This is a genomic window from Streptomyces sp. NPDC001700 (assembly GCF_053596435.1).
In genome coordinates this window covers 222,637-238,535 of record NZ_JBSFGE010000012.1, presented here as the reverse complement: position 1 = coordinate 238,535, position 15,899 = coordinate 222,637, and the positions used below count along the sequence as shown (strand labels likewise).

At 71.5% G+C, this 15,899-nt stretch carries 11 protein-coding genes; 6 read left to right on the top strand and 5 right to left on the bottom strand.

The genetic code is table 11. From position 1 onward, the window contains the following. Positions 1-46 precede the first annotated feature (46 nt). Positions 47-1,531, bottom strand: coding sequence for a M1 family metallopeptidase (locus ACWC5C_RS23615; RefSeq protein ID WP_450878205.1), 1,485 nt, complete (start codon positions 1,529-1,531; stop codon positions 47-49). A gap of 179 nt (positions 1,532-1,710) precedes the next feature. Between ACWC5C_RS23615 and ACWC5C_RS23610 the strand changes: the two genes are divergently transcribed. The 4 genes from ACWC5C_RS23610 (at position 1,711) to ACWC5C_RS23595 (ending at position 8,429) form a co-directional block, all read left to right on the top strand. Then, a complete protein-coding gene (locus tag ACWC5C_RS23610) occupies positions 1,711-3,675 on the top strand; it encodes a Xaa-Pro dipeptidyl-peptidase (protein ID WP_450878204.1) in 1,965 nt (654 codons plus the stop codon). A gap of 90 nt (positions 3,676-3,765) precedes the next feature. Next, the gene (locus ACWC5C_RS23605; RefSeq protein ID WP_450878202.1) at positions 3,766-5,094 is read left to right on the top strand and encodes a M14 family metallopeptidase; all 1,329 of its coding nucleotides are present in this window, start codon (positions 3,766-3,768) and stop codon (positions 5,092-5,094) included. Positions 5,095-5,193: 99 nt separating this feature from the next. Further along, the gene (locus ACWC5C_RS23600) at positions 5,194-6,969 is read left to right on the top strand and encodes a BCCT family transporter (protein ID WP_450878200.1); all 1,776 of its coding nucleotides are present in this window, start codon (positions 5,194-5,196) and stop codon (positions 6,967-6,969) included. Positions 6,970-7,397: 428 nt separating this feature from the next. Further along, positions 7,398-8,429: an oxidoreductase gene (locus ACWC5C_RS23595; protein ID WP_450878198.1), complete on the top strand. Its 1,032-nt coding sequence runs from the start codon at positions 7,398-7,400 to the stop codon at positions 8,427-8,429. Here the strand turns inward: ACWC5C_RS23595 and ACWC5C_RS23590 are convergent. Next, positions 8,375-9,610, bottom strand: a complete 1,236-nt coding sequence (locus tag ACWC5C_RS23590) for an MFS transporter (protein ID WP_450878196.1) — start codon at positions 9,608-9,610, stop codon at positions 8,375-8,377. The genes ACWC5C_RS23595 and ACWC5C_RS23590 overlap by 55 nt on opposite strands. Positions 9,611-9,696: 86 nt before the next feature. Here ACWC5C_RS23590 and ACWC5C_RS23585 point away from each other — a divergent pair, with 86 nt between their 5' ends. After that, positions 9,697-10,155, top strand: coding sequence for a winged helix-turn-helix transcriptional regulator (locus tag ACWC5C_RS23585; RefSeq protein WP_450878194.1), 459 nt, complete (start codon positions 9,697-9,699; stop codon positions 10,153-10,155). Between the two features lie 98 nt (positions 10,156-10,253). After that, complete coding sequence (locus ACWC5C_RS23580; protein ID WP_450878192.1) at positions 10,254-11,891, top strand: ABC-F family ATP-binding cassette domain-containing protein; 1,638 nt, start codon at positions 10,254-10,256, stop codon at positions 11,889-11,891. A gap of 298 nt (positions 11,892-12,189) precedes the next feature. On the opposite strand, the gene ACWC5C_RS23575 is transcribed toward ACWC5C_RS23580, so the two are convergent. The 3 genes from ACWC5C_RS23575 to ACWC5C_RS23565 all read right to left on the bottom strand — a co-directional run bounded on the left by ACWC5C_RS23575 (position 12,190) and on the right by ACWC5C_RS23565 (position 15,892). Beyond that, positions 12,190-14,577 carry a Tex family protein gene (locus tag ACWC5C_RS23575; RefSeq protein WP_450878190.1) on the bottom strand — a complete coding sequence of 796 codons (2,388 nt, stop codon included), beginning with the start codon at positions 14,575-14,577 and terminating at the stop codon, positions 12,190-12,192. A 117-nt stretch (positions 14,578-14,694) separates the two neighbouring features. After that, positions 14,695-14,838, bottom strand: a complete 144-nt coding sequence (locus ACWC5C_RS23570) for an LPFR motif small protein (protein WP_450878188.1) — start codon at positions 14,836-14,838, stop codon at positions 14,695-14,697. A 190-nt stretch (positions 14,839-15,028) separates the two neighbouring features. Continuing rightward, entirely contained in the window at positions 15,029-15,892 is an 864-nt protein-coding gene (locus ACWC5C_RS23565) for an SCO6745 family protein (RefSeq protein ID WP_385442576.1), read from the bottom strand. Positions 15,893-15,899 lie beyond the last annotated feature (7 nt).

Genomic DNA, 15,899 nt, shown 5'->3' with positions numbered 1-15,899 from the left:
CCCGGCCCCCTCACACAGGGGCCGGGAACGGGCGGCTGACGTCAGATCACCGCTCGCTGTGCGCCGCCTGGATCTTCTCCCAGGACTTCGGCCGCACCGGCGCCTTCGCCGGGCTCAGCTCCGCCGCCCGCGCCTGGGGCGCCCCCGGCTTCGACGGGGTGAACAGCCAGGTGTCGAAGAGCGCGGACAGGGGCTTCCCGGACACCTTCTCGGCGTAGTTCACGAAGTCCTTCACCGAGGCGTTGCCGTACCGGTGCTCCGTCGTCCACCCCTTCAGGATCTTGAAGAAGGCCTTGTCGCCGATACGGTTCCGCAGCGCCTGCAGCGCCAGCGCGCCCCGGTCGTACACCGCCTCGTGGAACTGGTTGGCCGCGCCCGGGTCGCCCGGCTCGACCTTCCAGAACGGGTCGTCGGCCGGGTAGGAGTCGTACGTGTAGTCCGCCAGCTCCTGCGCCGTGCCCTCGCCCTCCTTCTCCGACCACAGCCACTGCGCGTAGCTCGCGAAGCCCTCGTTGATCCAGATGTCGCGCCAGTCCTTCACCGAGACGCTGTCGCCGAACCACTGGTGCGCCAGCTCGTGCACGACCACCGACACGTTCGAGCCCTTGGCGAACTTCTTCGGGCCGTAGAAGGGCCGGGTCTGGGTCTCCAGGGCGAACCCGGCGGACACGTTCGGCACATAGCCGCCCACCGCCTCGAAGGGGTACGGGCCGAAGACCGTGGACGCCCAGTCGACGACCTCGGCCGACCGCTCGATGCTGGCCCGCGCCGCGCCCGCGTTCTCGCCGAGGTCCTTGCTGTACGCGTTGAGGACCGGCAGCCCGTTCGCGGTGGTGTCCGTCGTGATGTCGAACTTGCCGACCGCGAGCGTGGCCAGATAGGTGGCCTGCGGCTTGCTGGAGCGCCAGTTGTAGCGCGTCCAGCCCAGCTGCGAACTGCTCGACTTCAGCACGCCGTTGGAGATGGCCTGCGTACCGTCCGGCACCGCCACCGAGACGTCGTACGTGGCCTTGTCCAGCGGATGGTCGTTGCTCGGGAACCACCACCACGCCGACTCCGGCTCATTGGCCGCCACCCCGCCGTCCGGCGACCGCTGCCAGCCGGTGAACCCGCCCGCCTCCACCTTCGACGGCGTACCGCTGTAGCGCACCACGACGGTGAAGGAGCGGCCGGAGTCGATGGCCGAGGAGGGGGTGACCTCCAGCTCGTGGTCTCCGGTCTTCGTGAACGCCGCCTTCTTCCCGCCCACCAGCACCTCGCGCACATCGAGCGCGAAGTCGAGGTTGAAGCGGGACAGGTCCTGCTTGGCGGTGGCGACGATCGTCGCCGTGCCCTCCAGCCCGTCCGACTTCGGCTGGTACTTCAGCCGCAGGTCGTAGTGGGAGACGTCGTAGCCACCGTTGCCGTACGACGGGTAGTAGGAGTCCCCGATGCCGGGCGCGCCGGGCGAAGGAGTGGCCGCCGAGGCCGGGATCGCCAGCAGGAGGCAGGCCGCGGCAGCGCTCGGGACGATGAGTCTGTGGTGACGCACGAGTCCTCCAACTCGTAGGCGAGAACGATCATTCGCGACTCTATGTACTCCCCGTGCGCACTTCCCGTCCATCCGTTATCTGACATGCAATCGACATCCAGCCGCCACACGGGCCCCATGCCGCGCCGCGCCGTTCGCCCTCTTCTGTACAGGAGTTCACTCGCGCTAACGTCCGGCCCGTGCTGCTACGTAGGCGGAAACCCCGCATCCACTGGGCCAGGCACCTCGTTCCGGCGCTCACCGCACTGGTGGCCGCCACCCTCCTCCCGCTGTCTCCCCTCGGCACCCCACCGGCCCACGCGGCCACGGTCCCGGAGAGCAGACCGGTCTACTCATACGACGACGCCATACGCGAGTCCGTATGGGTGGACACGAAACTCGACGGTGACGCGGACGGCAGGACCGACCGGGTCGCCGTCGACATCGTCCGGCCGCGCGAGGCCGCCCGGCAGGGCCGGAAGATTCCCGTGATCATGGACGCCAGTCCGTATTACTCCTGCTGCGGACGCGGCAACGAGAGCCAGCTCAAGACGTATGACGCCACCGGCAAACCGGTGCAGTTCCCGCTCTTCTACGACAACTACTTCGTCCCGCGCGGCTATGCCACCGTCCTCGTGGACCTCGCCGGAACCAACCGCTCCGACGGCTGTGTCGACGTCGGCGGCCGCTCCGACATCCAGTCCGCCAAGGCCGTCGTGGACTGGCTGAACGGCCGCGCCACCGGCTACAGCGCGGCGGCGGGCGGCACGCCGGTCAAGGCGTCGTGGAGCAACGGCCGCACCGGCATGATCGGCAAGAGCTACGACGGCACCATCGCCAACGGCGTCGCCGCCACCGGGGTCAAGGGCCTCAAGACCATCGTGCCCATCGGCGCCATCTCCTCCTGGTACGACTACTACTTCGCGAAGGGCGCCGCCCTCTTCGGCTCCGGCCCCGACGGGCTGGCCGGCGCCGTGGAGAGCGACGCCGCGCACCAGCGCTGCGACGCCGTACAGAAGCGTCTCGTCGACGGCGCCCCGCGCAGCGGCGACTGGACCGGTCTGTGGAGCGCCCGCGACTACGTGCCCGACGCCCGCAAGGTGCGCGCCAGCGTCTTCGCCGTCCACGGCACGCAGGACCTCAACGTCCGCACCAAGCACCTCGGACAGTGGTGGGACGCGCTCGCCGACGCGGGCGTGGAGCGCAAGATCTGGCTGTCGCAGGCCGGACACGTCGACCCGTTCGACTTCCGGCGCGGGGCGTGGGTCAAGACGCTGCACCGCTGGTTCGACCACTATCTCCTCGGCCTCGACAACGGCATCGAGCGCGAGCCCATGGCCGACGTCGAACGCGCCCCCGACCAGTGGTCCACCGACCGCGTCTGGCCCCCGTCCGGCACCCGGCAGACCACCCTGCGGCCCGGCACCGGCGAGACGCCCGGGGTGGGCGTCCTCGGCACCGAGCGGGCCAGGCCCGGCGCCACCGCGTCCTTCACCGACGACCCCCGGCTGAGCGAGACCGACTGGGCCGCCGACATCGACCGGCCGACCGCCGCCAAGGCGGGCTTCAGCACGCCGCCGCTGACCAAGGACCTGCGGCTGTCCGGCTCCGGCACCGTCACGGTCACCGCCACCCCCTCCACCACCAGCGCCCACCTCTCCGCGGTCCTGGTCGACCTCGGCCCCGACACCATCCGCGACTACGGAGGGGCAGGCGAGGGCATCGTCACCCTCGACGGCCGCACCTGCTGGGGGAGCAGCACAGGGGGCGACAGCGCCTGCTTCAAGGCGACCGAGGCCGATACGAAGGCGGTCGACTACACCGTCTTCAGCCGTGGCTGGGCCGACCTCGGCCACTACGCCGACCCCGGCAAGGGCCGCCCGCTGACCCCCGGCAAGCCGTACACCATCACCCTCGACCTGGCCGCCACCGACCATGTGGTCCCGGCGGGCCACCGGCTGGGCCTGATCATCGCCGGTACGGACGCCGGACTCCTCGAACCGCCCACCACCACACCCCGGTTGACCCTCGACCTGAACCGCACGGCGGCCCGTCTGCCGCTGACCGGCTCCCTGAAGACCGAGGCCGCCGCGCCCCAGGTCGCCCCCGAGCGCCTGCGCGGCGTCCGCACCCCGCACATCGAGTCCCCTCTGCCCCTGCGCTGATCCGCACCCCGCACACCTCCGGTGAGGCGCCCGCACCCGGGCGCCTCACCGGGCGTCCGCACCACACCGCGATCCCTGGAGGTCCGCACCGTGTTCTCACCCGTCCCCCTCATCCGCACCGCCGTGACCTGCGGCGCGCTCGGCGCGCTGCTCACCGGCTCGCTGCTGGCCGCGCCCGCGCGGGCCGAGCCCGGAGCGCCGCGCACCGGCTTCGAGACCAGCCAGGGCGCCCGCTGGACGACCCAGGCCGAGGAGGCGGACTTCCTCGCGGCCGTCGACCGGGCGAGCGCGCGCGTCGCCGTCGACACCATCGGCACCACCGCGCAGGGCCGCCCCCTCAACCTGGTGCGGATCGGCGCCCCCGGGGCGCCCGCCGACCCGGCCCGGGCCGCGCGCGGCAACTCCCTGCTGCTCATCTGCTCCCAGCACGGTGACGAACCGTCAGGCCGCGAGGCCTGTCTGGCCACTGTGCGCGATCTCGCCTACGCCAAGGACCGGAAGACCCGCCGCTTCCTGGAGCGGACGAACGTCCTGGTCGTGCCCACCGCCAACCCCGACGGCCGGGCCGCCGACACCCGGGGCAACTCCCATGGCACGGACATCAACCGCGACCACATCGCGCTCACCACCGCCGAGGCCCGCGCCATGACGCGCGTCATCCGCGACTGGCGGCCGGACACCGTCTACGACCTGCACGAGTACGGGGCCACCGTCCCGTACTACATGAAGGACCTGCTGGCCCTGTGGCCGCGCAACCTCAACACCGCCACCCCCGTCCACCACGAGGCGCGCGCCCTCGCGGACCGGTACGTACGCCCGCACGCCGAGGACGCGGGCTACTCCACCGGCGTCTACGGCATCTGGACCGACCCCGAAACCGGCGAGCCGGTCAAGCAGGTTGCGGGCGACGGCCAGGAGCGCATCCTGCGGAACACCGCCGGGGTCAAGAACACCATCGGGCAGCTCGTGGAGACCCGCGTCGACCCGCTCACCGACGCCGAGAAGGCCGACCCCGCCGTCAACAACAAGCGCCGGGTGGGCTCCCAACTCGCCGCCCTGGACGGTGCGTTCGACTTCGTACGCGACCGGCGCCCGCGCATAGAGGCCGCGACGACGGCGGCCCGGCTGTCCGGCTACGCCGACCGGGGTCCGGTGTACCTCGGCGGCGCCGACAACGACCCGGCCGAGGCGGGCGAGGTGCTCCAGGACCCGCCGTGCGGCTACCGGCTGAGCGCCGCGCAGTACGCCGACGTACGGGATGAGCTGGGACTTCACGGGATACGGAGCCGGGTGCTCCGGGGCGCCGGAGGTGATGTCCTCGTACCGCTGCGGCAGCCGCTGCGGGCCCTCGTGCCGCTCCTGCTGGACGGCGGGGCAGCGTACCACCTCACCGCAGGTCAGCGCATGAACACGTGCTGACACAACAAGGATCCTATTGACATACGTATCCGACTACTGGGTAGCCGCATCTTCGTTCCATTAAACCCAGTGGAATCAAACACAGTGAAAGGTTTATGCGTGACGGAGACACAGAAGGACTCGGGGGACGTAAGAAACGACCCTCCGGTCACGGCAGACCTTCCCGGTAGTCCCGACCCGACTCCGGCTCCCCAGACCGACCGCATCGTGTTCGGCGTCTCCGCCGGGCTCACGCTCGCGTTCGTGGTCTGGGGAGCCCTGTTCACGGACACTCTGGAGAGTGTCTCGGACAGCATGCTGTCCGGACTGATCCACAACGGTGGCTGGGCGTTCATCCTCGCCGCCACCGGCTTTGTGATCTTCGCGCTGTGGCTGGCGATGAGCCGCTACGGCAAGATCACGCTCGGGAAGGAAGGCGAGGACCCCGAGTTCAAGACCGTCTCATGGGTCGCGATGATGTTCAGCGCGGGCATGGGCATCGGCCTGATGTTCTACGGGGTGAGTGAGCCGCTGGCGCACTTCATCACCCCGCCGCCGGGCACCGACCCCGGCACCGCGGCCGAGAAGATGCAGGTCGCCATGTCCACGACGCTCTTCCACTGGACGCTCCACCCGTGGGCGATCTACGCGGTCGTGGGCCTCGCCATCGCCTACAGCACCTTCCGCCGTGGCCGCCGCCAGACCATCAGCGCGGTCTTCACCCCGCTGATCGGCAGCAAGAACGCCAATGGCGCGGGCGGCCGCGTCATCGACATCCTCGCGATCTTCGCGACCCTCTTCGGCTCCGCCGCGTCCCTCGGGCTCGGCGCGCTGCAGATCGGCAGCGGTGTCGAGGTGCTGGGCTGGAAGAGCGACGTCGGTACCGGGCTGCTCGTCACCGTGATCGCCGTCCTGACGGTCGCGTTCATCGCCTCCGCCGTCTCGGGCGTCGCCAAGGGCATCCAGTGGCTGTCCAACATCAACATGGTCCTGGCGCTGTTCCTGGCCGTGTTCGTGTTCGTGGCCGGTCCCACGATCATCATCCTCGACCTGCTCCCGACCTCCATCGGCTCCTACGTCGGTGACCTGCCGCAGCTGGTCGGCCGTACCGAGGCCACCGGTGGCGACACCGTCGCGACCTGGCTGAGCGACTGGACGGTCTTCTACTGGGCGTGGTGGATCTCCTGGACGCCGTTCGTCGGCATGTTCATCGCGCGGATCAGCCGTGGCCGCACCATCCGGCAGTTCGTCGGCGGTGTGATCCTGGTCCCCAGCTCGGTCAGCCTCATCTGGTTCGCCATCTTCGGCGGCTCGTCGATGAAGCTCCAGGCCGCCGGGAAGCTCGGCAAGGAGACCACGCCTGAGGGCCAGCTGTTCGGTGTGCTCGAGCAGTACCCGATCGCCAGCGTCATGAGCGTCGTCGTGATGGTCCTCGTCGGCATCTTCTTCGTCTCCGGCGCGGACGCGGCCTCGATCGTGATGGGCACCCTCTCGCAGAAGGGCTCCTTCGAGCCGAGCCGCTTCGTCGTCATCTTCTGGGGCGTTGTCACGGGCGGCGTCGCGGCCGTCATGCTCCTCGTCGGCGGCGGTGGTGACGACGCGCTCACCGGATTGCAGAACCTGACGATCCTGGTGGCGGCGCCCTTCACCCTGGTGATGGTCGGATTGTGCTGGGCCCTGCTGAAGGACCTGCGCCGCGACCCGCTGATCGTACGGGGCGAGAAGGGCGAGGAAGCGGTCGAGATGGCCGTCATCGCCGGACACGAGAAGTACGACGGCGACTTCGAGATCCGGATCGGCCCGGCCGCTCCCGCCGAGAACATCGACGGTGCCGCCGGGACGGGCGAGTCCGCCTCCAAGGACGCCTCCGAGGCCGAGACCTCGACGTCCCGCTAGCCCACCCGCACCGCCACACGGGGCCCGTCGCCACCGCACCCGGTGCGACGAAGCCTTCTCGCCGGACCCCTGCCGATGCCCCGCGCATCCCGGCCCGGGGCTCCGGCGAGAGGCGGACCCTGTGCCCCATCCGCTTTCCTCCCGCTGCAGGGGGCGTCTTGCCGATCATGCCGGGCTCCCGACGCCGCTGTGACATCAGCCGCTGCCGCGGCGGGCGGCACCTCGCGACCCCGCGCTCGTCGCTCCCCCAGCTACCGCTGGGCGGTGCCCCCTCGCGCCTCCCCCAGCTACCGCTGGGAGGTGCCCCCTGCGCCCCCAGCTACCGCTGGGAGGTGCCCCCTGACGCCGCTCGCTGATCCGGCCTGATCGACAAGACACCCCCTAGGCGAGTCGCGGTGCTGCTGCCCCGATGCGGGAATACTTGGGGCATGACCACCGAGTACGCCACATTCGGGCTGGCCCCGGCGATGCGCGCCGGCGGCGTCCTGTCCGACGGCGCGTACCAAACGCACCGCGATTTCCTGGACTTCGTGGTGGACGGCACCCCACTCCTGCCCCGCCTCGCCGACCTCGACGCCGTCTCCCCGCTCGCCTCCGACCTCGGCCCCACCGTCTTCGCCGAACAGGTCCGCGGACTCCTGCTGGAGACCGAGCCGCCGCTCGACGGCGGACGGTACGTCATCTACGGCTGCCCCGAATGCGAAGGGCTCGCCTGCGGCGCGGTCACCGCCGTCATCGAACGGGACGGTCCCGACATCATCTGGCGGGACTTCCGCTGGCAGACCGACCGGGCCTTCGACCCCGAACGCGACGGCTACCACGGCATCGGCCCCTACCGCTTCCACGGCGACCAGTACCGCGCCGAACTCGGCCGACTGCTCCTCACCGCCGACGCCCACGACCTCTCCGCCCACCGCCGCGTCCTCCTCATCGGCCGCCGCGCCGCCCTCCTCGCCAAGCTCGCCGCCGCCCTGCGGCGCACCGGCATCGGCGCCGAGATCACCCTCGACGCGGCGGGAGCCCACGCCGCCGAACTCCGCCGCTACGGCGTGGTGTTCTTCGGCCGGACGAGCCATCAGGACGAGCGCGACGCCGTCCGCGACGCCTTCGCGAAGGCCCGTTCCGACGCCGTCTTCATCACCGGCCTCGCCCCCATCGTCCCCCTGCTCGTCGCCCAGGTGGCACAGGCCCTCGACCCCACCCCCCCGGACCGCCGCCGCCTGGTCCGCCTGGCGGCGCGCAACGGAGAAGCGCTCATCGAGGTCACGTCCGAGTGCCGCGTCCGCCTGTCCGCCCACCGCCTGGACCGCCTCTCCCGCCCCCACACCCACCCCGTATTCGACGCCCCCCTCCAACCCGGCCTCCACCCCCTCCCCCTCCCCCCGAAAGCAACCCGAGGCCACACCTACCTGGAGGCCCGCACGGCAAACACGGTCCTGACGGCCCCGATGACGCCATAGCGCGGTTCGGACCGGAGGTTCGCGCTATCCGGGGGTAGTCGCCTGTCGATCGCCCAGACGGCCAGTGCGCAGGCCGCGAACGCGGCCCCGAGGAGGCTGGAGCCCGTCCAGCCGTGGGCGGTGAAGACGGCGGTGGTCGCGGCCGCGCCGAGGGCGGAGCCGAGCGAGTAGAAGACCATGTAGCCGCCGATGGCACTGCTGGTGCGATCCGGATGCGCTGCGGTGAGCAGGTGCTGATTGCTCACATGCACGGCCTGGACAGCGAAGTCGAGAACCACGATTCCGGCGATGGGGAGCCACAGCGACCACGGCAGCTGGGCGATGGCTGCCCAGGAGAGGATGAGCAGGGTGAGCGAGAGACCGGTGACCGAGGCCGCCCGCCCCGCGTCCGCCCACCGTCCCGCGCGCGCCGCGCCGAGTGCACCGGCGAGTCCGGCGATGCCGAACAGTCCGATCTGGCTCTCGCTCAACTGCCATGGCGTGTCCGCCAGCGGCAGGGACAGTCCGCTCCACAGGGTTCCGAACGAAGCGAACAGGAAGAACGCGATGAGCCCGCGCGTCAGGAAGATGCGCTGCCCGAACAGCCCGCCGAGTGCGGCGACGGCCCGCCCGTACCCCGCAGGCCCGTTGGGGCGCTCCTCCGGCGGCAGTGCGACGAGGGCGAGGGCCGCCAGCCCGAGTGACAGCGCGGCGAGCACGGCGTAGACGCTCCGCCAGCCCCATATGTCGGCGAGCGTGCCGGTGACGACCCGCGCGCCCAGGATGCCGACCACGACGCCCGAGGTCACGACACCGATGTTCCGTCCGCGTTCGGCTGGCGGCGAGACCGACGCGGCGTAGGCCACCGTGGTCTGCACCACGACCGCGAACACTCCGGCCGCCGCGAGCCCCGCGAACGCCACCCATGCGGCTGGTGCCAAGGCCGTCAGGGCCATGCCCGCCGCGGTGAGCGCCAGATGTGCGGCGATGAGTCGGCGCCTGTCGACCACATCGCCGAGGGGCACCAGCAGCACCAGCCCTGCCAGATAGCCGAACTGGCCGGTCGCGACGATCCACCCCGTGAGTTCTCCCGGCACACCGAGATCGCGTCCCATCGGCTCCAGCACCGGCTGTGCGGCGTAGATGCTTGCCACGGCGACACCACACACCACCGCGAGCAGTAAACGCCGCCACGCGTTCATCGACCCCAACTCCAATCAGTAGCAGATTGCAACCAATTTGACCGTACGGCATGATGGTTTCAATCCGCAACTCATTGGGAGGTGTCATGTCGCGCACCACCATGCGCGCCCCGAACCCCGACTGGACCGACCCCGACTGCCCCGTCGCCCGCACGCTCGACCTCGTGGGCGACAGGTGGAGCCTTCTCGTCATCCGCGACGCGATGGACGGGGCGCGATCGTTCACCGAGTTCCAGCGGCGCACCGGCATCGCCCGCAACATCCTCACCGACCGCCTCCGCAAGCTCACCGCTCACGGGCTCCTCGCCCAGCGCACCGCGGCATCGGGCCGCCGCCAGGAATACGTGCTCACCGACGCCGGCCGCGATCTCTTCCCCGTTGTCCTCACCCTGCGCCAGTGGGGAGAACGCCACGCCTTCGCCCCCGGCGAGGCCCACTCCACCCTTGTCGACCAGCACGGCACCCCGGTCCCGGAAATCGCGCCGACCGGCGTCGACGGCACCCTCCTCGACACCGACACCACCCATGTGCAGAAGATCCGCTAGGACGCCCGGGGTACCGATCCACGGCGGGTCCGAGGAGGAAGGGGGCGAGGGAAAGGGCGAGCCCGCAGGGGTGGGCGGCGGATAGGATCTACTGTCTGATGACTGCCACTCTCGTCGCCAAGGACCTGGCCGCCGGACACGGTGACCGCCCCCTCTTCTCCGGGCTCGACCTCGTCGTCGCCCCAGGCGAGGTCATCGGCCTCGTCGGGGTCAATGGCGCGGGGAAGTCGACCCTGCTGCGGCTGCTCGCCGGGCTCACCGACCCCGAGCAGGGCGCCATCCGGCTCAGCCCGCCGCACGCCACCGTGGGCCACCTCCCGCAGGAGCCCGAGCGGCGGGCGGGGGAGACCGTGCGGGCGTTCCTGGCCCGCCGCACCGGCGTGGCCGCCGCGCAGGCCGACCTCGACGCCAGCACCCAGGCGCTCGCGGACGGCGCACCCGGCGCGGACGACGCGTACGCCGTCGCCCTGGAGCGCTGGCTCTCGCTCGGCGCCGCCGACCTCGACGAACGCGCCGACGAGGTCGCCGCGTCCCTCGGGCTCGACATCTCGCTCGACCGCCCCATGACCGCCCTCTCCGGCGGCCAGGCGGCCCGCGCCGGTCTCGCCTCGCTGCTGCTCAGCCGGTACGACGTCTTCCTGCTCGACGAGCCGACGAACGACCTCGACCTCGACGGGCTCCAGCGCCTCGAAACGTTCGTCGGCGGACTGCGCGCCGGTACGGTGCTCGTCAGCCACGACCGCGAATTCCTCGCGCGTACCGTCGACAAGGTCCTCGAACTCGACCTGGCCCAGCAGCAGGTGAACCTGTTCGGCGGCGGCTACACCGCCTATCTGGAGGAGCGGGAGACCGCCCGCCGTCACGCCCGCGAACGCTACGAGGACTACGCGGACACCCGCGCCTCCCTGGAGGCCCGGGCCCGTACCCAGCGCGCCTGGATGGAGAAGGGCGTCAAGAACGCCCGCCGCAAGGCCACCGACGGCGACAAGATCGCCCGGAACCACCGTGTCGAGTCCACCGAGAAGCAGGCCGCCAAGGCGCGCCAGACCGACCGGCTGATCGAGCGGATGGAGGTGGTCGAGGAGCCGCGCAAGGAGTGGGAACTGAAGATGGAGATCGCCGCCGCACCGCGCTCCGGCGCGGTCGTGGCGACCCTGCGCGGGGCCGAGGTGCGGCGCGGCGAATTCCACTTCGGCCCGGTCGACCTCCAGGTGGACTGGGCCGACCGGATCGCGGTGACCGGGGCGAACGGCTCAGGCAAGTCCACTTTGCTGGCTGCCCTGTTGGGCCGCCTCCCCCTGGACGAGGGCCATGCGTCACTCGGACCGGGGGTGGTGGTCGGCGAGGTCGACCAGGCCCGCGCGCTCTTCTTCGGCACCGAGGCCCTGCTGGACGCTTTCGGCGCGGCCGCGCCGGAGATGGCGCCCGCGGACGTACGGACCCTGCTGGCCAAGTTCGGCCTCAAGGCCGCCCACGTACTGCGCCCGGCGTCCACGCTCTCCCCGGGGGAGCGCACCCGCGCGGCACTGGCCCTGCTCCAGGCCCGAGGCGTCAACCTGCTGGTCCTGGACGAGCCCACCAACCACCTCGACCTGCCCGCGATCGAGCAACTGGAGTCCGCCCTCGCCTCCTACCAGGGCACGCTGCTCCTGGTCACCCACGACCGCCGCATGCTGGAAGCGGTCCACACCACCCGCCGCCTGAACGTAGCCGAGGGCCGCGTGACGGAGTCCTGACCCCGGCCGCCGAAGCCCACCTCCCGGGACCCGGACCTGCCCCGTCGCGCGCACGCGCCCGCGTCGGAGAGGCCCGTCGTCCCGGGGCTTGCGGACCGGGTCCGGGTCCGGGGCGCTGCCTCAGCGTCCAGCCCCGCCCGGGGCCCGCGTCTCGCGGTTCAGCCCGTTCCGCGCTCGAGACCGGTTTCGGGTGCTGGGCTTATCCAGCCCGTCCGGCGCTTGAGGACCGGGGTCCGGGGCGGAGCCCCGGTTCGGGAAGGGGCGGGGTGGGGGAGAACCCACCCCGCCCCCGCAACGGCTACCGCCGCTTCGGATCCACCAGCCCGGCACGCCGCAGCGCATCCGCCATCGCCCCATTGGCAGGCGCGGCATCCCGCCCGCCACCGCCCCGCGAACCGCCGCCGCCACCACCGCGCCCGCCGCCGCTCTGCCGCGGCTTGGGGGCGGAACGGCGCCCGCCACCACCCTGCTCCGAGCGGCCACCGCCGCCACCGCCACCACCGGCCGGGGTGGCCTCATCATCCAGCCGCAGCGTCAGCGAAATCCGCTTACGCGGAATGTCCACATCGAGGACCTTCACCCGCACGATGTCACCCGGCTTCACCACATCCCGCGGATCCTTGACGAACGTCTTGGACATCGCGGAGACGTGCACCAGCCCATCCTGGTGCACCCCGACATCCACGAACGCCCCAAAGGCCGCCACGTTCGTGACGACGCCCTCCAGGATCATCCCGGACGCCAGGTCGCCGATCTTCTCGACGCCCTCCTTGAAGGTGGCCGTCTTGAAGGCGGGGCGCGGGTCACGGCCCGGCTTCTCCAGCTCCCGCAGGATGTCGGTGACGGTCGGCAGACCGAAGGCGTCGTCCACGAAATCATCCGCCCGAAGCGACCGCAGCGTGGCCGTGTTGCCGATGAGCGCGGTCACGTCGCCACCCGTGGAGGCGATCATGCGGCGCACCACCGGGTAGGCCTCGGGGTGGACGCTGGAGCCGTCCAGCGGGTCGTCGCCGCCGCGGATGCGGAGGAAGCCCGCGCACTGCTCGTACGCCTTGGGGCCGAGCCGGGCCACGTCCTTGAGGGCCTTGCGGCTGCGGAAGGGCCCGTTGGTGTCGCGGTGGGTGACGATGTTCTCCGCGAGCCCGGCGCCGATGCCCGAGACCCGGCTGAGGAGCGGCGCGGAGGCGGTGTTGACGTCCACTCCGACCCCGTTCACACAGTCCTCGACGACCGCGTCGAGCGAACGCGACAGCTTCACCTCGGACAGATCGTGCTGGTACTGACCGACCCCGATCGACTTCGGATCGATCTTGACCAGCTCGGCCAGCGGGTCCTGGAGCCGCCGCGCGATCGACACCGCACCGCGCAGCGAGACGTCGAGGTCCGGCAGCTCCTGGGAGGCGAAGGCGGAGGCGGAGTACACGGAGGCGCCCGCCTCGGAGACCATCACCTTGGTCAGCTTCAGCTCCGGGTGCTTGTCGCACAGGTCGCCCGCGAGCTTGTCGGTCTCCCGGGAGGCCGTGCCGTTGCCGATGGCGATCAGGTCGACGTCGTGCTCGCGGGCCAGCTTGGCGAGCCGGTCCAGCGACTCCTTCCACTGGTTGCGCGGGACGTGCGGATAGATCGTGTCGGTCGCGGCCACCTTGCCGGTCGCGTCGACGATGGCCACCTTCACGCCCGTACGGAAGCCGGGGTCGAGACCCATCGTGGCGCGCGTGCCCGCCGGGGCGGCGAGCAGCAGATCGCGGAGGTTGGCGGCGAAGACCCGCACGGCCTCGTCCTCGGCGGCCTGCCGCAGCCGCAACCGCAGATCGATACCGAGGTGGACCAGGACACGGGTGCGCCAGGCCCACCGCACGGTGTCGGCCAGCCACTTGTCGGCCGGACGGCCTCGGTCGGCGATGCCGAAGCGGTGCGCGATGGACCGCTCATACGAGGTGGGGCCGGGGTCCTCGGACGGCTCCTCCGGCTCCAGGGCGAGGTCCAGGACCTCTTCCTTCTCACCGCGGAACATCGCCAGCACCCGGTGCGAGGGCAGCTCGGTGAAGGGCTCGGAGAAGTCGAAGTAGTCGGCGAACTTGGCGCCCGCCTCCTCCTTGCCCTCCCGCACCTTGGTGGCGGCCCGCCCGCGCGACCACATGCGCTCGCGCAGCTCACCGATGAGGTCCGCGTCCTCCCCGAACCGCTCGGTGAGGATCGCCCGCGCGCCCTCCAGCGCGGCGGCCGGGTCCGCGACGCCCTTCTCGGCGTCCACGAACGCGGCGGCGGCGGCCGTCGGCTCCACGGTCGGATCGCCGAGCAGCCCGTCGGCGAGCGGTTCGAGACCGGCCTCGCGGGCGATCTGCGCCTTCGTGCGGCGCTTCGGCTTGTACGGGAGGTAGATGTCCTCCAGCCGGGCCTTGGAGTCGGCGGCGAGGATCTGCGCCTCCAGCGCCTCGTCCAGCTTCCCCTGCGACCTGACCGATTCGAGGATCGCGGTGCGCCGCTCCTCCAGCTCGCGCAGATAGCGCAGCCGCTCCTCCAGGGAGCGCAACTGCGCGTCGTCGAGCATTTCCGTCGCTTCCTTGCGGTAGCGCGCGATGAACGGCACGGTAGAGCCGCCGTCGAGCAGCTCGACGGCGGCCTTGACCTGCCGTTCCCGTACGCCGAGTTCCTCGGCGATCCTGCCTTCGATGGTCGTCGTCACGATCACGCTCCGCTTTCGGTCTGCACTGCCTCTGCATTGTGGCAGGTAGCACTGACGAAGCGGTCATGGACGACGTGTTCGGCGGGTGTCGGAGGGGCCCGGAAGGGGGCGTACGGGTCAGACGTGCCTGCGGCGGCGTGCGCCGCCCGCCGTGTCGGCGGCCCCGCCGAACAGCCGGGCAAGGGCACGGAACGGAAGCGTCACCACCGTGGCGATGGCGGATCCGATGGCACGGAGCACATCGGCGATAGCTCGCAACACTTCAGACCTCCCTACGAGGGTCGGGAGCAGGTCGGCAGCCGCCGCCGGGCGCCGCACGTACGCGGAGCACGGGCACTCGCCTGCGTGCGCGGCGCGCGGTTGGGCGCCCGGTGAAAGGGCGGCCGATCACTCATCAGCCGGGTATCCCGCTCCGCTCCCCGCAAACCCGCCCCGACCCTCGGGGGAAGCGTCAGCCCTTGCCCAGGAGGTCCGCCGGGAAGGCGCCCGACTCCATGGCCTGCGTCGTGAACGCCCCGGCCAGCTCCGCCAGCCGGGCCACCCCGGCCGCGCCCAGGTGCTCGTACGGGGCGGCGTCCAGGCGGTCCGTCTCGGCCTCCAGCCACTCGCGCTGGTCGATCCCCGCCTGCGTCAGCTCGCCCGCCTCGTCCAGCAGCCCGCGTGCCCGCAGCCGGTCCTGCCCGGCGGCCAGCTCCTCGGCCGACCAGCCACGGGTCGCCAGAAGCCACTTCGGGGACATGCCCTTGCCGGTCGCCGCGTGGCTGACCATGGCCTCCACCCCGTCGAGCCCGGCGGCGACGAGGGTCATCAGATGGGTGTCGCCGCGGTGCTCGCGCAGCAGCGTGGCGGCGTGCCACAGGGCCAGGTGCGGGGCCTCGGGCACGGGCAGGTCGGCGTGGGCGGCGTACAGGGGGCGCGCGGAGCGGGAACACGCCTCGGTGGCGCGCAGCGCCAGCTCGGCCGCCTCGGCCATCTCCTTCGAGGCCAGCGCGTCGTCCCCGAGCAGCCGCCGCAGTACGGAGTCGGCGGCCCGCAGCCGGGCCGCCAGGGCGGCCTCGGGGGAGACCACGTCCCAGGCGCGCGGGATGTGGCGGGCGACCAGGTCGTGCTTGAAGTTGTAGAAGGTCGCGGTGACGGTCCCCGCGCCCACCCGGCCGAACGCCGCCGCACGGCCCACGAAGTAGACGGCGCCGCGCTCCTCCAGGCCCAGTTCGGCCAGCTCCTTGGCGTAGTCCGGGGCGAAGTAGACGCAGGAGTGCAGCGGATTGACGACGGAGTGGCAGCGCCGTACGGCGCGCTCGGGAAGAGTGGTCATGGGCCGC

Excerpts from the sequence above, each read along its gene's own strand:
- ACWC5C_RS23595 (WP_450878198.1), top strand. The coding sequence starts at position 7,398 with ATGACCACCGAGTACGCCACATTCGGGCTGGCCCCGGCGATGCGCGCC.
- ACWC5C_RS23590 (WP_450878196.1), bottom strand. The coding sequence starts at position 9,610 with ATGAACGCGTGGCGGCGTTTACTGCTCGCGGTGGTGTGTGGTGTCGCC.
- ACWC5C_RS23585 (WP_450878194.1), top strand. The coding sequence starts at position 9,697 with ATGTCGCGCACCACCATGCGCGCCCCGAACCCCGACTGGACCGACCCC.
- ACWC5C_RS23580 (WP_450878192.1), top strand. The coding sequence starts at position 10,254 with ATGACTGCCACTCTCGTCGCCAAGGACCTGGCCGCCGGACACGGTGAC.
- ACWC5C_RS23565 (WP_385442576.1), bottom strand. The coding sequence starts at position 15,892 with ATGACCACTCTTCCCGAGCGCGCCGTACGGCGCTGCCACTCCGTCGTC.